The 20,834-nt window shown below is 34.7% G+C and carries 24 protein-coding genes; all 24 read left to right on the top strand.

Translation table 11 applies throughout. The features are described 5' to 3' along the window. Positions 1-127: 127 nt before the first annotated feature. The 24 genes from dprA (at position 128) to fliY (ending at position 20,827) form a co-directional block, all read left to right on the top strand. Positions 128-1,255 (top strand): DNA-processing protein DprA, encoded by a 1,128-nt coding sequence (gene dprA / locus PRVXT_RS06970; protein ID WP_350344939.1) that lies wholly within the window; start codon positions 128-130, stop codon positions 1,253-1,255. A 31-nt stretch (positions 1,256-1,286) separates the two neighbouring features. Then, on the top strand, positions 1,287-3,341 hold the full coding sequence (gene topA, locus PRVXT_RS06975; protein ID WP_350344940.1) for a type I DNA topoisomerase: 2,055 nt from the start codon (positions 1,287-1,289) through the stop codon (positions 3,339-3,341). An 11-nt stretch (positions 3,342-3,352) separates the two neighbouring features. Beyond that, a complete protein-coding gene (gene trmFO, locus PRVXT_RS06980; RefSeq protein WP_350344941.1) occupies positions 3,353-4,642 on the top strand; it encodes a methylenetetrahydrofolate--tRNA-(uracil(54)-C(5))-methyltransferase (FADH(2)-oxidizing) TrmFO in 1,290 nt (429 codons plus the stop codon). Positions 4,643-4,689: 47 nt separating this feature from the next. After that, positions 4,690-5,574, top strand: a complete 885-nt coding sequence (gene xerC / locus PRVXT_RS06985; protein WP_350344942.1) for a tyrosine recombinase XerC — start codon at positions 4,690-4,692, stop codon at positions 5,572-5,574. A 129-nt stretch (positions 5,575-5,703) separates the two neighbouring features. Further along, complete coding sequence (gene codY / locus PRVXT_RS06990) at positions 5,704-6,486, top strand: GTP-sensing pleiotropic transcriptional regulator CodY (RefSeq protein WP_350344943.1); 783 nt, start codon at positions 5,704-5,706, stop codon at positions 6,484-6,486. A 187-nt stretch (positions 6,487-6,673) separates the two neighbouring features. Continuing rightward, entirely contained in the window at positions 6,674-7,087 is a 414-nt protein-coding gene (gene flgB, locus PRVXT_RS06995; protein WP_350344944.1) for a flagellar basal body rod protein FlgB, read from the top strand. Positions 7,088-7,089: 2 nt separating this feature from the next. Next, a complete protein-coding gene (gene flgC, locus PRVXT_RS07000) occupies positions 7,090-7,533 on the top strand; it encodes a flagellar basal body rod protein FlgC (protein WP_350344945.1) in 444 nt (147 codons plus the stop codon). A gap of 31 nt (positions 7,534-7,564) precedes the next feature. Further along, the gene (gene fliE / locus PRVXT_RS07005; RefSeq protein ID WP_350344946.1) at positions 7,565-7,855 is read left to right on the top strand and encodes a flagellar hook-basal body complex protein FliE; all 291 of its coding nucleotides are present in this window, start codon (positions 7,565-7,567) and stop codon (positions 7,853-7,855) included. Positions 7,856-7,870: 15 nt separating this feature from the next. Then, positions 7,871-9,370 carry a flagellar basal-body MS-ring/collar protein FliF gene (gene fliF / locus PRVXT_RS07010; RefSeq protein ID WP_350344947.1) on the top strand — a complete coding sequence of 500 codons (1,500 nt, stop codon included), beginning with the start codon at positions 7,871-7,873 and terminating at the stop codon, positions 9,368-9,370. A gap of 15 nt (positions 9,371-9,385) precedes the next feature. Beyond that, positions 9,386-10,390, top strand: a complete 1,005-nt coding sequence (fliG, locus tag PRVXT_RS07015; protein WP_350344948.1) for a flagellar motor switch protein FliG — start codon at positions 9,386-9,388, stop codon at positions 10,388-10,390. After that, on the top strand, positions 10,383-11,087 hold the full coding sequence (locus tag PRVXT_RS07020) for a FliH/SctL family protein (protein ID WP_350344949.1): 705 nt from the start codon (positions 10,383-10,385) through the stop codon (positions 11,085-11,087). The genes fliG and PRVXT_RS07020 overlap by 8 nt, the downstream gene beginning before the upstream one ends. 1 nt (position 11,088) lies before the next feature. Continuing rightward, positions 11,089-12,399, top strand: coding sequence for a flagellar protein export ATPase FliI (gene fliI / locus PRVXT_RS07025; RefSeq protein ID WP_350344950.1), 1,311 nt, complete (start codon positions 11,089-11,091; stop codon positions 12,397-12,399). A gap of 12 nt (positions 12,400-12,411) precedes the next feature. After that, positions 12,412-12,843 (top strand): flagellar export protein FliJ, encoded by a 432-nt coding sequence (fliJ, locus tag PRVXT_RS07030; protein ID WP_350344951.1) that lies wholly within the window; start codon positions 12,412-12,414, stop codon positions 12,841-12,843. Between the two features lie 15 nt (positions 12,844-12,858). Next, positions 12,859-13,404, top strand: a complete 546-nt coding sequence (locus PRVXT_RS07035; RefSeq protein ID WP_350344952.1) for a MotE family protein — start codon at positions 12,859-12,861, stop codon at positions 13,402-13,404. A 33-nt stretch (positions 13,405-13,437) separates the two neighbouring features. Next, positions 13,438-14,688 carry a flagellar hook-length control protein FliK gene (locus tag PRVXT_RS07040; RefSeq protein WP_350344953.1) on the top strand — a complete coding sequence of 417 codons (1,251 nt, stop codon included), beginning with the start codon at positions 13,438-13,440 and terminating at the stop codon, positions 14,686-14,688. A 20-nt stretch (positions 14,689-14,708) separates the two neighbouring features. Further along, entirely contained in the window at positions 14,709-15,137 is a 429-nt protein-coding gene (locus tag PRVXT_RS07045) for a flagellar hook capping FlgD N-terminal domain-containing protein (protein ID WP_350344954.1), read from the top strand. Beyond that, positions 15,130-15,498: a TIGR02530 family flagellar biosynthesis protein gene (locus PRVXT_RS07050; RefSeq protein WP_350344955.1), complete on the top strand. Its 369-nt coding sequence runs from the start codon at positions 15,130-15,132 to the stop codon at positions 15,496-15,498. Before PRVXT_RS07045 ends, PRVXT_RS07050 begins: the two co-directional genes overlap by 8 nt. A gap of 81 nt (positions 15,499-15,579) precedes the next feature. After that, positions 15,580-16,467, top strand: coding sequence for a flagellar hook-basal body complex protein (locus tag PRVXT_RS07055; protein ID WP_350344956.1), 888 nt, complete (start codon positions 15,580-15,582; stop codon positions 16,465-16,467). Positions 16,468-16,516: 49 nt separating this feature from the next. Continuing rightward, a complete protein-coding gene (locus PRVXT_RS07060) occupies positions 16,517-16,738 on the top strand; it encodes a flagellar FlbD family protein (protein ID WP_350344957.1) in 222 nt (73 codons plus the stop codon). 2 nt (positions 16,739-16,740) lie between these two features. After that, the gene (locus tag PRVXT_RS07065; protein ID WP_350344958.1) at positions 16,741-17,541 is read left to right on the top strand and encodes a flagellar motor protein; all 801 of its coding nucleotides are present in this window, start codon (positions 16,741-16,743) and stop codon (positions 17,539-17,541) included. Continuing rightward, positions 17,528-18,247, top strand: a complete 720-nt coding sequence (locus tag PRVXT_RS07070; protein ID WP_350344959.1) for an OmpA family protein — start codon at positions 17,528-17,530, stop codon at positions 18,245-18,247. The genes PRVXT_RS07065 and PRVXT_RS07070 overlap by 14 nt, the downstream gene beginning before the upstream one ends. 13 nt (positions 18,248-18,260) lie before the next feature. Further along, positions 18,261-18,698 carry a flagellar basal body-associated FliL family protein gene (locus tag PRVXT_RS07075; protein ID WP_350344960.1) on the top strand — a complete coding sequence of 146 codons (438 nt, stop codon included), beginning with the start codon at positions 18,261-18,263 and terminating at the stop codon, positions 18,696-18,698. Between the two features lie 25 nt (positions 18,699-18,723). After that, positions 18,724-19,719, top strand: a complete 996-nt coding sequence (gene fliM, locus PRVXT_RS07080; RefSeq protein ID WP_350344961.1) for a flagellar motor switch protein FliM — start codon at positions 18,724-18,726, stop codon at positions 19,717-19,719. After that, positions 19,712-20,827, top strand: a complete 1,116-nt coding sequence (gene fliY, locus PRVXT_RS07085; RefSeq protein ID WP_350344962.1) for a flagellar motor switch phosphatase FliY — start codon at positions 19,712-19,714, stop codon at positions 20,825-20,827. The genes fliM and fliY overlap by 8 nt, the downstream gene beginning before the upstream one ends. Positions 20,828-20,834: the final 7 nt, after the last annotated feature.

Raw genomic sequence — 20,834 nt, forward strand, 5'->3', positions numbered from 1 at the left:
TATTTTATGGAAATTATAAAAATTACATACAAAGTAACATTATGTAATTTTTGTAACATTTTAAAGGGGTTAGAATGATTTTTATAGAAAAGTAATTGGTATATATGAAAAGAAAGGAGGGAGTTTAATGGCTAAAAAGGAATTAACCCTCTTTTTAGCCCATTGCCCCCAAATGGGTTTTAAAAGGAGTATGTTTATACTTAAAAACTGCTCTTCGTTGATAGACTTAAAAAACAATTTAGAAAGGGTTTTTATTGAATCAGGATTAAAAGGAAAACATAATCTAGAAGCAACGGTAAAAAAATTCTTGAATAATTTTTGTGTGGAGGATACTATAAATAAGTATAAACAAAAAAATATTGAAATAGTGAGCATTTATGATGATGATTATCCTAGTCTTTTAAGACAAACATATGACTTTCCCCCTTTAATTTTTTGTAAAGGGGACATCGCATTGTTACGCAACAGTAACAGTGTTGGGATAGTTGGGGCAAGGTTAGCTTCTTGGTATGGAAAAACAATAGCTAGAGACTTTGGGGAAAAATTAAGCAAAAGAGGGATTGTGATTGTTAGTGGTATGGCAAAAGGGATAGACGCCTGTGCGCATGAAGGTGCATTGCAAGGGAGAGCCAAATCTATAGGCGTTTTAGGTTGTGGTCTTGATATAGTTTATCCTAAAGAGAATAAAAAGTTGTTTAATAAAATGGAGGAAAATGGCTTGCTTGTAAGTACTTATCCTTTAGGCACTAAACCAATCGCTAGAAATTTTCCCGCTAGAAACAGAATAATAAGTGGTCTTTCAAAAGGGGTAGTTATTGTTGAAGCTAAGAGAAAAAGTGGAGCGTTAATCACAACAGACTTTGCATTAGAGCAAGGCAGGGATGTTTTTAGTGTGCCGGGCAATATTAATAGCCCTTTGAGTATGGGAACAAATCATTTAATTAAAGAAGGAGCGATTGTTGCTACTAATGTTGATGCTATATTAGCTGAATATATAAAAAATAATGATTTGGATATTGTTGACACAGACAAAATAAATAGTGTAAAGTTAGACAAAGTTGAACAAAAAATATTGGAAATAGCTAAAGGACAGAGAATATCTTTTGAACAGTTGGTACAAGAGGGAAACTTTAGCACTGATTCACTTTTAGCGGGATTATTAACTTTAGAAATTAAAGGACTTGTAAAGAAAGATGGCAATCAGATGTACATACCTGTAGTAACTAATATTGACACATCGGGTAAAATTACATAAAATTAACGGTAGTTTAATAGGAGGGTTAAAAATGAACTTAGTCATAGTTGAATCGCCATCAAAGGCAAAGACTATAAATAAATTTTTAGGTAAAAAATATAAAGTAAAGGCATCAATGGGCCATGTTATTGATCTTCCTAAGAGTCAGATGGGGATTGATTTAGAAAGCTTTGATGTTAAGTACATAACAATAAGAGGAAAGGGGAAGGTCCTACAAGAGCTTAAAAAAGAAGCAAAAAAAGCTGACAAGGTATACTTGGCTACCGACCCTGATAGAGAAGGTGAAGCTATTTCTTGGCATTTAGCAAATGCGTTAAAAGTCAATAAAGATAGTTGTAGAGTTGTTTTTAATGAAATAACTAAAACTGCGGTGAAAGATGCTTTTAAAAGTCCTCAAAATATTAATAAAGACGTTGTTGATGCTCAACAAGCTCGAAGGATTTTAGACAGAATTGTAGGTTATAAAATCAGTCCAATTTTATGGGATAAAGTAAAGAGAGGGCTTAGTGCTGGTAGAGTCCAATCGGTGGCAGTTAGGTTAATTGTTGATAGAGAAAGAGAAATTCAAAACTTTGAACCTAAGGAATATTGGTCTTTAGAGGTAGAATTAAATGCAAAAGGTAATAAAGTTTTGTTAAGTAAGTTAATGAAGTATAAGAATAAGAAAGTAGAAGTTGAAAATAAAAAACAGATGGATGAGATAATTGCTGCTTTAAAGCCAGACAACTTTATTGTATCAAAAATTAAAAAAAGTGAACGAAAACGTAATCCTTCTCCGCCTTTTACTACTTCGAGTCTTCAGCAGGAAGCAGCACGAAAGCTCAACTTTACTTCCAAAAAAACTATGATGATTGCTCAGCAATTATATGAAGGTGTTAAGCTTGGTAAGAAAGGGACTATTGGTTTAATAACTTATATTAGAACTGATTCTACTAAACTTTCAGAAGGATTTGTTGAAAGTTTGAGAGAAACCATAGAAAATAAATATGGAAAAAAGTATATACCATCTAAACCTAGAAGATACAATAATAAAAAAGGGGCACAAGAGGCTCATGAAGCAATTCGACCAACTGGGTTAGAAAACATTCCCTTAGATATAAAAGAGTATCTTTCTAAAGACCAATATAAACTTTATAGGTTAATATGGAATAGAACCTTGGCAAGTCAAATGCAATCAGCAGTTTATGATGTTTTAACTATTGATATAAACAATGGCGATTACTCATTTAGACAAACAGGATCCGAACTTAAATTTGCTGGATTTATGGAAATTTATATAGAAGGTAAAGACGTGGAAGAAAAAGAAGAAAAAATGTTTATAGGTAATGTTAAAGAGGGGGAACAGTTAACTTTAAAAGAATATCATCCCAAACAACATTTTACTCAACCTCCCCCCCGTTTTTCAGAGGCTATGCTAGTAAAATTATTAGAAGAAAAAGGGATTGGAAGACCCAGTACCTATGCGCCAATAATTGATACTATTCAGAAGCGGGGTTATATCCTTAAGGACAAAAAAACTTTTATGCCGTCGGAATTGGGTTATGTAGTTAATGACCTTATGGTGGAACATTTCCCTAAAGTTGTTGATATTTCATTTACCGCTCAGATGGAAGAAGAACTTGATCAGATTGAAGAAGGACAAAAGCATTGGGATCAGCTGGTAAAAAACTTTTATTCAGATTTTAAGGATGAACTTGAAAAGGCAGAAGAAAATATTCAAGATATTGAAATTAAAGATGTAGAAAGTGATGTGGAATGTGAAAAGTGTGGTCGTTTAATGGTTTATAAACTCGGGAAATTTGGTAAATTTCTTGCTTGTCCTGGTTTTCCTGAGTGCAGAAACACCAAGGCTATTAATAAAGAGATTGATGTTGATTGTCCAAAGTGTGGCAAAGCAAAGGTGGTAGAGAGAAAAACTAAAAAAGGTCGCAAGTTTTTTGGTTGCGCTACATATCCTGATTGCGATTTTCAGTCTTGGGATAAGCCTACTGAAAAAAAATGTGATGTATGCGGAAGCTTTGCAGTTGAAAAAGGAAAGAAAAAAGTTGTTTGTAGCGATCCTCAATGCAAAAAAGAGATTAATTAGGAGATGAAGAAATGGAAAAAGTAAGTATAATAGGTGCAGGTTTAGCTGGTTGTGAATGTGCATGGCAGCTTGCAAATATGGGTTTTAAAGTAGAGCTATATGAGATGAGACCAAAGAACACAACTCCGGCCCACAAAACAGCATATTTTGCTGAATTAGTTTGTAGCAACTCGCTTAGAGCAAATGCTACTACCAATGCCGTTGGATTACTCAAACAAGAATTAAGAGAACTAAACTCTTTAGTAATGGAATGCGCTGATGATACCAAAGTGCCTGCCGGCGGAGCCTTAGCTGTTGATAGAGAAAAGTTTAGTGAAATGGTTACAGAAAAAATTAAGAATCATTCGAACATAACTGTTATAAATCAAGAGGTCAAAAATATACAATATACAAACCCTGTTATAATCGCTAGTGGCCCGCTTACGTCCAGTTGTTTAGCTGAAGAAATAAAAAATATTACAGGTGATGAATATTTATATTTTTTCGATGCAGCAGCTCCAATAATAACAAAAGACTCCATTGATTTTGGTAAAGCTTTCATTGGCTCAAGGTACAATAAAGGAGATGGCAACTATATTAACTGCCCCATGTCAGAAACAGAATACAAACAATTTTATAATAATTTAATAGAGGCAGAGCGAGCACCTCTTAAAGAATTTGAAAAAGAGATATATTTTGAGGGTTGTATGCCTGTAGAGGAGATGGCTAAAAGGGGAGAAAAAACTTTATTATTTGGACCACTAAAACCTGTGGGATTAGAGAATCCTAACACTAAAGAGAGATACCATGCTGTCGTGCAGTTAAGACAGGATAACCTTGAAGGAACGTTGTATAATATGGTGGGTTTTCAAACCAATTTAAAATGGGGGGAGCAAAAAAGGGTACTTAGAATGATTCCTGGATTAGAGAATGCGGAATTTGTAAGGTATGGAGTAATGCATAAAAACACCTTTATTAATTCTCCTAAATTGTTGGATAATAAATTAAATTTAACCCAGCAAAAAAACGTCTTCTTTGCTGGCCAGATTACTGGTTCTGAAGGTTATGTAGAAGCAGTGGCAACTGGAATTGCAGCAGCATACGGATTAGCTAAAGATGTTACTTTTCCTAAAGAGACTGCTATAGGGGCGTTGATAAGCTATATTACTACTACATCAACAAAAAATTTTCAGCCTATGAATGTTAACTTCGGTATTTTTGAGCCTCTAGCTAAAAGGGAGAAAAATAAAAAAGAGAGATATCAAAAGTATGCAAAGAGAGCGCTAAAATCGTTAGAAGAGTTTAAAAAAAACGATAATTAGTATTGCTAATTCTAAATACCTTTGATATTATTAGTAAGGTGGTTTAGATGGTGAAATGGTTAAATGAATTTTTACAGTCCTTAAAAGTGGAAAAAAACTATTCTGATCATACCTTAAGAAGTTATGAAAGTGATTTAAGGTCTTATTGTGAATTTGTTTTTAAAGATAGTAATAATATAACACTACTTGAGAACCATCTTATAATAAGAAAATATCTCGCCGTGCTACAAAAAAATGGCTATTCAAGAAGAAGTATTTCTAGAAAACTATCTGCAATACGTTCTTTCTACAAGTTTTTACATAAACACGAAATCATTGAAAAAAACCCTGTTAGTAGAATTTACACACCCAAACAAGAAAAAAAATTACCAAGCTTTTTAGCTATAGAAGCCATAGAAAGCTTAATTGAAAGTCCTGATATAAGCACTTTTCTAGGGTTAAGAGATAGAGCAATGATGGAGACACTTTACTCATCTGGAATAAGAGTAGCAGAACTTGTTTCGATAAACACTGACGATTTACAGCTGGGACGTGGCTTAATAAAGGTTATCGGAAAAGGAAGACGAGAACGGATTTGCCCCATTGGTGAGCAAGCAAAGAAATACTTGCATAACTACTTAATTGAACGTAAAAAGGTCGTTAAAAGTAATCACTTAAAAACAGTTTTTTTAAATAGGTATGGACAACCTATAACCGATAGAAGTGTTAGAAGAATTATCGACAAGTATGTTAAAAAAGAAGCTATTAAAATGGGAGTATCTCCGCATACCTTTAGACATTCCTTTGCTACTCACCTTTTAGATAGGGGAGCGGATTTGCGTGAGGTACAAGAGTTGTTAGGTCATATAAATGTAACGACAACACAGATATACACACATGTAACTAAGGAAAAATTAAAAAGAGTTTATGATAATTTTCATCCAAGGGCTTAATTACTTTGACATTTGCAAAGTGTTGTTGTAAAATTTAGATAAGTTAATATTAGAAAAATAAGCAAGATTAAATCAAAAACTAGTTGCAAAAAATTAGTTACAAAATTACAATTTAGGAGGAAATAAAAAATGCAGGAATTATTAACTAAAACAAGAAGAATTAACAAATTACTACAAAAATCGAGTGGACAAGCGGTAGACTTTAATGAAATGGCTGAAGTTTTAAGAGATGTTATTTCAGCAAATGTGTATGTTGCTAGCAGAAAAGGTAAAATTTTAGGTTCTGCTGTTGTTAAGGATTATGAGTGCAATATCATGAAAGAAGAAGTTATACCTCAAGGAGTATTCCCTGAGGAATATAATCAAAATTTACTTAGAGTGCTTGAGACTTCTTCAAACATTCAATCAAAGGATTTATGTGTCTTTAGCGATGAAGAAAAATGTCTTTTTGAAAACAACCTTACTACAATAGTACCTATTGTTGGGGGAGGAGACAGGTTAGGAACTTTAGTGTTAGCAAGATTTGGTCAGGAATTCAGTGACGAAGATTTACTGTTAGGAGAATATGGCTCTACAGTTGTTGGCATGGAGATTATTAGGGCTAAAACAACAGAAGTTGAAGAACAAGCTAGGAATGAAGCTATTGTTCAGTTAGCGGTGGCTACCCTTTCATATTCAGAGTTGGAAGCGATTGAACACATATTTGAAGAGCTAGATGGTACAGAAGGATTGTTAGTTGCAAGTAAAATAGCTGATAGAGTTGGCATTACAAGATCTGTAATAGTAAACGCCTTAAGAAAATTTGAAAGTGCAGGAGTTATAGAGTCTAGGTCTTTAGGTATGAAAGGTACTTATATTAAGATTAAAAATGAAAACCTTCTTGAAGAACTTAAGAAAATAAAAACTAAATAAACATGCCGGGGCTGGTGTATAATCCAGCCCCCTTTTTTTGTCAAAAATAGTTATAGTTAGCATTTATAACCAAAGTCCTAGGGACTTTCCTGTTATTTCTTGCAGGAAAATAGCGTAATATGACGAATTAAAGTATAAGTCGAGAATTGCTAAAAATTGATATAATAAAGCTAAAGGAGAGATATATGTGAGTGGAATATTTTCTCAGCCAACATTTAAAGTGTTGGAAAAAGGTATAGAAGGTTCAACAAAAAGACAACAGGTGCTAACTAATAACATTGCTAATGTAGATACTCCAGGGTTTAAAAGAAGTGATGTTACTTTTCAAGGGGAGCTATATAAGGCGCTAAATGAAAAAGGTCTCCAGGGGCAGACATCTCATAGAAATCATATCCCGATTGGTAGAAGAGATTTGGGGGATGTACATCCTAACAAACAAAGGGATTATTCAACTTCAATGCGAGAAGATGGTAACAATGTAGATATTGAACTGGAAAGTTCAGCAATGGCCAAAAATGGTATATATCATTCGACAATGACTCAATCTTTAAATAATAAATTTGGTCTTCTTAAAACTGTAATTAGTGAAGGGAGGAGATAAAAGTGTCAATATTTAAAACTATCAACACAAGTGCTTCAGGTTTGACTGCTCAAAGAATGCGCCTTGACGTAATTTCTGATAATATTGCTAATGTTAATACTACTAGAACCGAAGATGGTGGACCATATAGAAGAAAAGAAGCAGTACTTCAATCTAAAGAGGATGATTCTTTTCAAAGGTTTTTAAGAAACAGTATGAATAAACAAAAAACACATCAACCTGGAGTTAGAGTTTCACATATTGATGAGGATCAGTCACCTTTTTTAGAAAAATATCAACCAGATCATCCTGATGCTGATGAAAATGGGATTGTTCAAAAACCAAATGTAAATATTGTAACAGAGATGACTAATATGATTTCTGCGAATAGAGCTTACGAGGCAAATATTACAAGCATAAATACTGCGAAATCAATGGCAATGAGATCATTAGAAATTGGCAGATAAGGAATTTTTAAATTTTTAGGGAGGTGGGAATATGGATGTAACTAGAGTTGACTTAGCATCTATACAAGGTCAAGAAGCAAACCAAAAAAGTGGGAATGTAGATTCAACTTTCAGTACTTATCTAGGTGATGCTATTGGAAAAGTGAATAACTTGGAAAAACAAGCTGATGATTTAACAAATAAGTTTGCTTCTGGTGAAGATGTGGACATACATAATGTAATGATAGCTGCTGAAAAAGCAAATATAGCAATGCAGTTAACTGTGCAGATACAAAATAAACTTGTAGAAGCTTATAATGAACTTATGCGAATGCAGATTTAGGTAAGGGGTGCTCTAATGAATGAAGTAAAGGATAATATTACGAATCAATTCAATAATCTTTGGTCTGAACGACCAAAAAACGAAAAAATTAAAATACTTGCAGTTGTTTTTTTTCTTTTAGTAACTGTTACTTCGCTTACAGTTTTATTTTTAAGCTCTGATATGGAAATAGTGTATTCGGAATTATCATCACAGGATGTTTCCCAAATGACTATAAAACTTGGAGAAATGGGTGTCGACTATGAAGTCGTAGAAGAAGGAACCGCTATAGCTGTGCCTCAAGGGGAAGCTGATGAAGTTAGGGTTGTTATGTCAACTAATCAGCTGCCAAGAAGTAGTGGAATGATAGGATACGAACGCTTGGAAAATGTAAGTAGGTTTGCTCCTGAATCTGAGAGACAGGTATTACATTTGCAGGCCCTGCAAGAGGAGATAACGAGGAATATTGAGCTTTTTCCAGAAGTAACCAGGGCTCAAGTAAATATTACACCTGCAACTGAGTCTATTTATACAAGTGAAAGAGAGCAAGCTAAAGCTGCTGTCACTCTATTTTTAGATGGTGTCTCTCTTTCTTCTAATCAAGTTAGTGGTATTAAGCATTTAGTAGCTAATAGTGTGGAAGGGTTAAATCCCGAGGACGTATTTATAACAGATCAAGATATGACTCCTCTCGATGACAATGATTTAGGAACGGGTACTCAGGTAGGAGATATTAGAGAGAACCTGGCCATTCAAAATGATTTTGAACGAGACCTTCAAAATAGTTTAGAGTCATTGCTAGGGCTGTATTTTGACTATGATAATGTGGCAGTTAATGTTAACGCGGAGTTAAACTTCGATCATCTAGTTAGAGAATCAGAACTTTTTGATCCTTTAACTGATGGTGATAGAATTATAAGATCCATGGAAGTCATGGAAGAACATTTTACTGGTCCTGGAGCCGATGCTGTGGGTGAAGAGGATATACCTACTTATCCAGGAGTTGACGGTGGAGCTACAGAATCAGAAAGAAGACATGAGATAGTCAACCATGAGATAAACAAAGTACAAGAGCATTTAGTTGTAGCCCCAGGCTCTGTAGATAGATTATCCGTAGCTGTGTTGGTTAATGGCGATTTGGATGCTCAAGAAAGCGAGGCAATAAGTGACTTTGTAGCAACAGCAGCGGGCCTTGATGTAGAAGGACGAGCTGACCAGATAAGTGTTATGGGACGTGAGTTTGCAGAAGTAGATGATGCGACAGATGGCGTAGTTATTAGCGAACCATGGTTTACTAGAGATGTAGCTCTAATTATTTTAGCTTCAATTGCGCTGATAATAGCTGCAATTTTTGGTGTAATGATAATGAAAAAGAAAGATGAACAACCAGTCTACCAAGAGGTGGCTGCAGCTGATGATGATGGAGAAGATATGGATATAAAAGAAAATAGCCAAGAAGAAAAGATTAAGCGTTTAGCAAGTAAAGATCCCAAAGGTGTGTCAAAACTCATCAAATCTTGGATGTCAGAAGAGTAGTTAGGTGGTGTAATTATGTCGAATTTATCAGGAAAAAAGAAAGCAGCAGTTTTGTTGATTACTTTGGGGCCGGAGATCTCAGCTGAAATATTTAAGCATCTCAGTGAAGAAGAAATAGAAGAGCTAACTTTAGAAATTGCAAATGCAAGAAAAATTTCTAGTGAGGAAAGAGAAAAAATTATAGATGAATTCGGAGAAATGTGCTTAGCCCAAGAATATATCTCTTCTGGTGGAATTGATTATGCTAAACAAATACTAGAAAGAGCTTTGGGTTCACAGAAGGCAGTAGATATAATTGGAAGGTTAACTGCTTCCTTGCAGGTTAAGCCATTTGATTTTGTTCGAAAAGCTGATCCACATCAAATTTTAAACTTTCTTTCTAACGAACATCCCCAGACTATTGCGCTAGTGTTATCATTTTTGGAGCCGGAACAAGCTTCGATTGTTCTATCCGGACTTCCCCCTGAAAAACAAAGTGAGATAACAAAAAGAATTGCTACAATGGACAGGACTTCTCCTGAAGTTATTAGGGAAATAGAAGAAATCTTAGAACAAAAACTATCTTCTATGAGCAATGAGGATTATACTAATGCTGGTGGCATTGATGTAATTGTGGATATAATTAATAAGGTTGATAGAGGAACAGAAAAATCGATATTTGAAAGTTTAGAGGTAGACGATCCTGAATTAACAGAGGAAATAAGAAGAAAAATGTTTGTGTTTGAAGATGTAATAAACCTAGATAACCAATCCATACAAAGAATTATTAGAGAAGTAACTAATCAGGAACTGTCTATGGCTCTTAAGGTCGCAAGTGAAGAAGTAAGCGAGAAAATATTTAAAAATATGTCTAAGCGTCAGGCCGATTTAATTAAAGAAGAAATGGAATTTATGGGTCCAGTACGTCTTCGTGATATTGAGGAAGCGCAGCAGAAGATAGTAAACTTAATTAGAAAGTTAGAAGAAACTGGCGAAATTATTATTGCCCGCGGCGGTGGGGGTGATGAGATAGTTGTCTAATGTAATTAAATCTTTTAATGTAAAGGAAAATAGCATAAAAAAAGTGAAAATATTGGACATTGCTTCTAATACCAATGAAGAGAAAAAAATAAATACAAAAGAAGATGAAAAAACGGAAAGTAGCAATGAAAGAGGGTTAGAGCAAGCTAAGCATGAAGCAGAACTTATAATAAAAACTGCTTTAAAAGAAAAAGAAGAAATTATTGAGAAAGCGAAAAGTGATGGATTTAAATCCGGTTTTGAAAAAGGGACTATAGAAGGCAAAAAACAGGGCTTATCTGAGGGACAGCGTGAAGCTAAAAAGCTTATTGAAAAAAGTACTAACCTGCTGAAACAAGCTGAAGATTATAAAAATCAAATGCTTGATCAAACAGAAAAAGATGTGTTAGTACTAACCAGCTATATTATAGAAAAAGTTGTGGGAGAAGCTACTAGCAAAGATAAAGACCTTGTTATTTATTTGTACAATAAGCTGTCTCCATTGGTTAAGCAGAGGAATCCCAAAGAGGTGATAGTTTCACCTAGTAATAAAGAGATACTTTCAGATTATCTTGAGGAGAAAGGTGAAACAAACTTAAAAGTTACTATAGATGACCAAATGCAAAACGATGAAATTAAAGTGCTGACAGACCAAGGATTTATACCATACCACATTTCATCCTTAGTTTCGGAAATAAAAAAACAGTTGGTGAAATAACATGACTCAATCAGTTCTAAATCTTGATTATTTAAAAACAGAAGCAAACAAGATACTGACTCCAAAGTCTTACGGAACTTTACAGGAGGTAATTGGCTTGACATTAAAGTGCAAAGGACCTTGGGGTAACATCGGAGACTTATGTACAATAAAAACGTCAACTGGAAGTGAGATAAGCGCTGAAATTGTAGGTTTTAAAGATGATAGTAGTTTATTAATGCCCCTTGGTGATATTAAGAACATTGGACCTGGTTGTGTGGTCAAAAATTATGGTCAACCTTTAGCAGTTAAAGTTTCGGAAAAGTTATTAGGGAGAGTTCTAGATGGACTTGGAAACCCCATCGATGGAAAAGGCCCTATATGCTGTGAAACCGAATATTCAACCACCAATGAGCCTCCAAGCCCTCTTGCTAGGCCTAGAATAAAAGAACCTCTTAGTGTGGGTGTAAAGGCTATAGATGGATTGTTGACTATGGGCAAAGGACAGAGGATGGGGATATTTGCAGGAAGTGGGGTGGGAAAGAGTACCCTTTTGGGTATGGTCTCCCGTAACACAAAAGCAGATGTAAATGTAATAGCTTTAATTGGTGAGAGAGGCAGGGAAGTAATGGATTTCATCGAAAGGGATTTAGGTGAGGAGGGTTTAAAACGAAGTGTAGTTGTAGTAGCTACATCTGATCAGCCGCCCCTTGTCAGATTGAAAGGTGCCTTTGTTGCCACTAGCATATCAGAATTTTTTAGAGATCAAGGTAATGACGTTATGCTACTTATGGATTCTGTTACCAGATTTGCTATGGCTCAACGAGAAATAGGTTTATCTTTAGGTGAACCTCCTACAACTCGTGGATATACTCCTTCGGTTTTTACACTGCTACCAAAATTATTTGAGCGAAGTGGCACCAGCACCTTTGGTAGCATAACAGGGATATATACAGTATTAGTAGATGGAGATGACTTTAATGAACCAGTTACTGATGCTGTAAGGGGGATTTTAGACGGGCATATTATATTATCACGAGATATAGCAAGTCAAAACCATTATCCTGCTATTGATATTTTAAACAGTGTTTCAAGGGTTATGGCTGAAGTTGTAGATGATAGCCACAAAGAGGCAGCTGCGAACTTAAGAAAGGTTTTAGGAAATTATAAAAAGGCTGAAGATCTTATTAATATAGGAGCTTATAAAAGAGGTAGCAATCCTAATATAGATGAAGCTATAGAAAAACAGCCTAAAATAATGGACTTTTTGCAACAAAGAGTTAATGATGGATTTACACTATCCGAAAGTGTTGAACAATTAAAAAATGTGTAAGGTGGGGTGTTTATGAAGGGATTTAAATTTGGTTTACAAAAAGTACTGGATTATAAGGAGACACTTTTAAATGAGGAGATTACAAAGATACAACAGACGTTAACTAATATCCAGAAGACTCAAAAGGATATAGAAAATATAAACTTTAGAAAAGGTCAACTTATAAAAAAGAAAACTAATAAAATCAATCAGGGAATAAGCGTAGAAAACTATTCTCAATTCAGTCGGTATTCCACCTTTTTACATAATACTGAAAAGCAGTTGAAGTCACTGCAAACTAAGCAGAATGAACAGTTGGATAACTTAAGAAGGGTTGCTCAACTTAGGCAACAAGAGAAAAAAACATTGGAAAAATTGAAAAAGAAAAACTTAGAAAGTTTTACTTATAACGTAAGAAAGCAGGAACAAAATTTTATAGATGACATTGTTTCTGCACGGCATTAGCAAGGAGGCATCCGAATGTCAACAGCAGCCCAAAAATTAAAATTATATGGATATATAGTATTTATACCTTTAATATTAGCTTTTATAATTTTTGTGATTATTTCTAATGCTCTTGGCTTAGATATTATTCCAATACCTTTTTTAAACATTCAAAACCAGGAAGTTTCGGACGAGGAAATTGAAGAAATAATCGAACAAAAAGATGCAGAGATTGATTCTTTAGAGCAAACTATTTTACAATTAAATGAATATATTGATGATTTAGAAGCAGGTCAAAATTCCAAGCAGAAAGATTTAGAGGCTAGGGAACAAGAGCTTAAAGAGTTAGAGAATTCTCTTGTTGAAAGAGAGGAGTTGCTGGAAGAAAAAGAAGTTAGGATGGAATCTATAGCAGATAAATACACAAACATGCGGCCCAGGGATGCTGCTGCAATTTTGCAAGAAATGGATGATGAAGAGATTATAGAGATATTTAATTATATGAACTCCGATACCGTATCTGAAATACTTTCGTCATTTGAACCATCTAGAGCTGCTGTCTTAACTCAAAAAATGATGTAATGATATAATTTCATTTGAAAGGAGGTGAAAAGAATGAAGATTGATTTGATGACTATGTTATTTCCTACTTTAAAGTCAAGTTCTGGCCTTAACTTAGAAGACGATTTTGAGGAGACTTTTGGTAAGGCATTGGAAACAGAGGAAATAGAGTTATTGGAAAATATGCTTTCTAGTATTAAAGATGAAGAAGTTGAATTTCTGGAGTTGGTATTTTTAGCTATAGCAACAGATACACAATTTATTGAACAACTAAACATGGATGATGAAGGTGCTAATTCTTTAAAAAAATTGGTGAAAAGTATAGAAGATAATAACCTTAGCAAGGAACAGATTGCTAACTTAAAATCTGTTTTTGATAAGCATGAACAAGTTAAATCTATGCTTGAAAAAAATGACCTAAGTATTGAACAAAAACCTAAGTTAGGTGAGGTTAAACTTAGGTTAAATGAAAAAAATGATGCACAAAAGTTTTCAAAGATAGCAAAACAAATCGAGGATACTTTAACTGCTTTGAATGCAAAACCAAATAGCGAATCTGTAAGTGTGGCTAGAGAAAAATTGATGCAAACTAAAAGTCATTTAAAAATTAACAACCCCAAAAATGGCTATAAACCTGAAGGTGAACAAAAGATATCGTTGTATAGCCGAGATATGTATATTAATGATAAACTAACTGACTCTAGTCACTATAATCCAGAAAATATTGACTCTAAAGATGAACAAAAAATAACGCTGTATAGTCGTGAAAAGTTTAAAGTTGATAAAAAAACAGATTTTACAGCTGACAAAGTAAAAGTTAATCACAGTGCTGTAAATGAAACAGAGCAACTATCAAAAACAGCCGCACAGATCCAAGAAAGAATCACCCCTATACTAAGCAGACCCAATTATTCATTACCTGCAGCAGCTACCTCAGAGGTTTTAAAGCTTGTAAGTAAAAATTTGCCTCTTGTTAAGAAAAACGGGCAAGCCTCAGCAAGCATTAAACTTATTCCAGAGTCTTTGGGGGAAATTAACATAAGCATGTCCTATGAAAAAGGTAGTTTAACGGTGAGGATGTTGGCTCAAAATGAGCAAACCTATAACAATTTACAGCAGCAGTCACAACAACTGTTTGAAAAATTGGAACAGGAAGGTTTTGAAGGGGCTGATGTTGATATAGCTTTTGATTTTGGGCAACAAGATGAAAATCAAAAAAACACTAAGTTTATAGCAAAAAATGAACTGGAAGCTAACGAATTAGAGGAGTCGGAATTAAGTGAACTTCCTAATGTGTCCATTTAATTTTAAGGAGGTGTAGCAAGATGAAAATTTCAAATGATACTGGACAAATGGGTCCAAAGAATGATTTTAATGCAGCCTTAGGTAAAGACGATTTTTTGAAAATATTGGTTGCTCAACTTAAATATCAAGACCCCTTAGATCCACAGGATGATAGTGAATTTATTAGTCAAATGACCCAATTTAGTTCATTAGAGCAAGTAATGAATATTAGCAATAAAATGGACAAGATGGTTGAGAAAGTCAACAGCAATGGAATTGCAGCAACTAATGCCTTTTCTCTGGTAGGAAAAAGTGTGGAAATTAAGACGGGTGAAGGTACAGTAGTAGGAATAGTTGATAAAGTAGTTAGAAATGATAACTCTTTTTCAGTTGAAGTAGATAACAAACTTTACGACTTAGATAAGGTAGAAGCGGTTATGAAACTAGAAAAGGATGAGGATGATGCCTAAAATAGTTAATCCAGTTTTTACACATTCTCATAAAGAAAACAAAAGTGGGCAAAAAATAAATCAAAATAATAAAAACTTTAATGAAATACTGCGTCAACAGTTAAAGTCTGATTTAAACATAACTAGACATGCTCAAAATCGTATCGAAAACAGAGGGATAAATATAGACACTGCGACAGCTCACCGACTTGATAAGGCTATGGATGCACTAAAACAAAAAGGTGGTAAAGGGTCTTTATTACTTTCTGACGACGTAGCTTATGTTGTCAATCCCCAAACTAAAACTGTAATAACGGCTGTTGACAAAAGTAGCTTAAAAGAAAAAGTTTTTACTAATATCGATAGTGCAATGCTGATATAATAGCTGGACCTCAATGAGGAAGCTACAAGGTGTTGAGTGATAGATACACCTACTCAGCAATTAAAAGGAGGAAATATATAAATGTTAAGATCTATGTATTCTGGAGTTAGCGGTTTGCAAAATCATCAAATCAAGATGGATGTTGTAGGAAATAATATCGCCAACGTAAATACAATGTCTTATAAGACAAGTGATGTACACTTTAAGGATATATATAGTCAAACCCTAAGCGGAGCATCAGCTCCTATGGGGACAAGAGGTGGAGTTAACCCAATGCAAGTTGGACTTGGAATGGATGTGGCTAATATTGCTATTAACCATGAACAAGGAGCTAGTCAGGTGACTGGTAAAACTACCGATCTTATGATAGACGGAGACGGTTACTTTATGGTTGGAAGTTTAGATGAAGATGGAGAAGTAAATGAAGTATTTTATACCAGAGCTGGCAACTTTGAAGTTGATGAAGCTGGAAATATAGTTTCAGGCACCAATGGTTACTATTTACTTGGAGCAGGTGTTGAGGAAGATGGAGATGGTAATCGAGAAATAACTGATGAGAATCTTGATAGTTCAGAAACCTTGCAACCCATTAACGTAAATGAGTTTTCTGATGGTGGGAATGTGATTTTTGATATCAGTCAAGACGGATCTGTTGTGGAAATTGAAGAAGATGGTACAGTTAATCCGTTGGGACGGGTTGGAGTTTCTTATTTTAATAACCCAGCTGGTTTATTAAGAACAGGGGACAATTTGTACACACCTTCAGCAAACTCAGGTGAAGCTAATATTGGAATCCCAGGATCTGAAAATCTTGGAGTTATATATTCTGGAGCTATTGAGATGTCAAATGTAGACTTATCTAAAGAGTTCACTGATATGATAATTACTCAGAGAGGTTTTCAAGCTAATTCAAGAATAATTACAACCTCCGACGAGTTGTTGAACGAGTTGATTAACTTAAAACGATAAAGTCAATCCCCTCCCTTAATGGGAGGGGTAACAAAGGTGGGAAGGTAGCATGATAGAAGTAACTAAGCTCAACAAAAAAGTTACATACATAAATAATAATTTAATTGAATTTATTGAGAGCACCCCAGACACTATTATTACTTTTGTAACAGGCCGAAAAATAGTTGTTAAAGAGTCGCCGGAAGAAATAGTAGATAAAATAGTTGTTTATCAAAACAAAGTTCATGATTTAGTAAAGTTTCCAACAATTAAACAAGAGGGCGAGGTGTAAAGATGGATTTATCCACAATACTAGGAATTATCATTGGGTTTATACTTTTTATAACAGCGATTTTTTTACAAGGATCTATAGAAGCTTTTTTGAGCATCGATGGTGCATTAATTGTTTTAGGAGGTACTTTAGCAGCTACAACTGTTAGCTATCCCGTTAGCCAATTAAAGTTAATGTTTAAAACAATAAGAATTGCGTTTAGCAAACAAAATATGTCTTCTAGTGGAGTTATCAAGCTTATAGTATCATTTGCTGATAAAGCTAGAAGAGAAGGTCTTCTTTCGCTGGAAGATGATTTAAATGAGGTAGACGATAACTTTTTAAAAAAGGGAGTTCAATTGGTAGTTGATGGTACAGATCCTGAACTAGTTAGAAATATTTTAGAAACAGAACTTTCTTTTTTAGAAGATAGACATAGAGCGGGGAGAGGGATCTTTGAAACTATGGGAACTTTTTCTCCAGCATTTGGTATGGCAGGAACGCTTGTAGGATTGATTAGTATGCTAGGGAGCCTTGATAACCCTGATGCAATAGGACCTGGTTTGGCTACTGCACTAATTACCACTTTTTACGGTGTACTGCTTGCTAATTTGATATTTTTACCGATAGCAGGAAAATTAAAGGTTAAAAGTAATGAAGAGATTTTATTAAAAGAAGTTGTTATTGAAGGGTTACTTTCTATTCAGGCTGGTGAGAATCCCAGGATTGTAGAAGAAAAACTTAAGGCATTTTTATCTCCTGAAGATAGAGAAAAACTAAACGAAGAACAGCCTGACGGAGTTGAAGACGATGAGGCGGCGTAGGCGACAAGATGATTCAGGAGGTAATCAGCAAAATTGGCTTTTAACCTATAGTGATGTGATTACGTTAGTGCTATGTATGTTTGTGATGCTTTACTCTTTTTCTACAATTGATGCTCAGAAATTTGAGCAATTAGTAGAATCCTTAAGTCAATCTTTTTCAGGAGTATTAGATGGTGGGAAAGTTGTTGATCCAGAAGAAAATTTAGACAACTTATTGCCGCCTGATCAAGATGATGGTGAAGAAGATGATGAATTAAGAGATGTTTTTGAACAGGTTCAAGAACTTATAGAGCAGCAAGGACTTGAAGATGAAGTTGCTATAGGCTTTACTCCTATAGGTGTTGAAATAACCTTTGACAATGCTACTTTGTTTGACTCTGGAAGTGCTGATTTAAGGGGAGAGTCATTTGATATTTTAGCAAGCATTGGAGAGGTGATAGCAGAAATTGATAACTACATCACTGTTGAAGGTCACACTGACAATGTTCCTCAGAGCTCGATAGAATTTCCATCAAATTGGGAACTTTCTGCTTCAAGAGCTATATCAGTGGTGAGATATTTAAAACAAAACAACGACATTCAGCCCCATAGGTTAAGTGCAACTGGTTATGGAGAATACAATCCAATTGCTAGTAACGATACTGAGCGAGGTAGGCAAAAAAATAGGAGAGTTAATGTAGTTATTTTAAAAAGTGAGGCACAGTAAAGGAGCGATTTAAATGGAAAAAGAAAATACGTTAATAAGTGTGAGTTTTTTGGTAATAGTTGGCTTGATATTAATAATTCTAGCCGCCTCAATAGCATATATAGTTGCTCGTTGGCAAATAGCTCCTCCTGAACCTGCTGATAGTGATGGCGGAGAGGTAACTGGACAACTTGTAGACTTAGGTGAATTTATAACAGACCTAGCTGATTCAAATAGAGTTGTTCGCACAGAAATGTATATAGAAATAGAAGAAGAATATATTGAAGAAATTGATAGGCACAACGTGCAAATACGTGATAAAATAAATACTATAATTCGTTCTCACAAAACTGAGGATTTGAAATCTGATGAATGGGAACAAAAACTTAAAGAAGATATTTCTGAAGGTGTTGAACACTTTATTACAGGAGAGGTAGTAAATATCTATTTCAAGAGTTTTATAGTGCAATAGATAATGACTTAAAGGGGGTGAGCTAGTGTCTGAAATTTTATCACAATCAGAAATTGATTCGCTTTTGTCTGCTATATCTACAGGAGAAATTGATGCAGAAGAAGCAAAACAGAAAGAAAAAGAAGAAAAGGTAAAGGTTTATGATTTTAGGAGACCAGATAAGTTTTCTAAGGATCAAACTAGTACTCTGCAAATGATCCATGAAAATTTTGCTCGCCTTATAACTTCTTATTTGTCTGCAAACCTTAGGACGGTAGTTGATATATCTGTGGCCTCTGTTGATCAGGCTACATACGAGGAATTTATCCGTTCCGTACCAAACCCAACCGTCATGAACTTATTTCAGATTGGAGCGACTGATGGACAGGCTCTTATGGAAATAAACCCAACGATAACTTTTTCTATTATAGATCGTTTGATGGGAGGAGTTGGAGAAACACTTAAAGAGGGAAGAGCCCTTACAGAAATAGAGCAAAGGGTAATGAGAAGGACAACAGATAACATGTTGTCTGCATTAAATGATGCTTGGGTCAATGTCTGCGATTTAAAGCCCAAAAATATAAAAGTAGAAACTAATCCTCAGTTTTTACAAATTGTCTCTCCTAATGAAACAGTAGTTGTTATTGCTTTAAAAGTTGTAATTGGAGAGAGTGAGGGGTTTTTGAACCTTTGCCTTCCATATATATCACTAGAAAATTTGGTTGATCGGCTAAGTTCTAGATACTGGTTTTCGCAAACCGACACAACTAACTATGATAATAAAACTGATATTACAAAAAAACTCAGCCAAACAAGTTTAGAGGTGAAAGCACAGCTAGGCTCAACAGATATTACTGTTAGCGAATTTATTGGTTTACAGGAAGGGGATGTAATTACTCTAGACAAACCAATTACAGAACCTATTTCTCTAATAGTACAAGGAAAAGAAAAATATAAAGGAAAGCCTGGCAAACAAAAAAATAGACTAGCTGTACAAGTTACGGAAGTGGTCGAAGGAGAGGAGCTGGAAATACATGAGTGATGCATTATCACAAGAAGAAATAGACGCACTATTGTCCTCAGGTACGGAAGATGACGGAACAGTTGAAATTAAGCCATGGGAAAGAGATGCTATAGGAGAAATTGGTAATATTTCTCTTGGAGCGGCAGCTACTAGCCTATCTTCATTGATTAATCAAAAGGTTCAAATTACAACTCCATATGTTGAGTTAACAACTAAAAAGAAAATAGCCGAAGACCATCCAAAGCCTTGTATTACAACTGAGGTTAACTACACCGAGGGGTTAGAGGGAGTGAATGTATTAATAATTGAACAAAGAGATGCTTCAATTATTGCTGACTTAATGTTAGGTGGGGATGGTCAAAACATTAAAGATGAAATTTCAGAGATGGAACTAAGTGCAGTCTCTGAAGCGATGAACCAAATGATGGGTGGTTCCGCTACTTCAATGTCAACGATGTTTGGTAAAACCATCAATATTTCACCGCCGAAAACAGAAAAATTAGACTTGTCAGAAGAAAACATTAACGGCGCTCTTTCATCAGAAGATAAGGTGGTAAAAGTTGCTTTTAGAATGGTTATCGGAGATTTAATCGATAGCGTAATAATGCAGTTGATCCCTTTAGATTTTTTTGATGAATTAATTTCTAACTTATCATCAGAAGAACAAGACGATCAACAGTCTGATGATACACAAACCAGTACTCCCCCTCAAACTGAAGAGAATAAAGAAGAGGAGGTAGAAGATACAATGAAACCCAAAAAAGATAGTGAGTTTGCTTTACCTGAAGATAAGCCACAAAAGACTGTAGATTATCAGAAAGTAGATTTTTCAGATTTAGAGTCTCAGCAGCCTAGTTCCAAAGAAGCTAAAAATATTGATTTGATAATGGATGTTCCTTTAGAAATAACCGTAGAACTTGGAAGAACAAAAAAGAAAATAAAAGACATTTTATCATTAGGCTCCGGATCAATTATCGAACTGGAAAAAATGGCTGGAGAAGATGTGGATATTCTAGCAAACGGAAAGGTAATTGCCACTGGGGAAGTGGTTGTTATAAATGAAAACTTTGGAGTTAGAGTAACAAATATAATTACACCTATGGAAAGAGTAAAAAAATTACAATAATTTTGGA

It is taken from the genome of Proteinivorax tanatarense (assembly GCF_040267685.1).
Lineage (GTDB): Bacteria > Bacillota > Proteinivoracia > Proteinivoracales > Proteinivoracaceae > Proteinivorax > Proteinivorax tanatarense.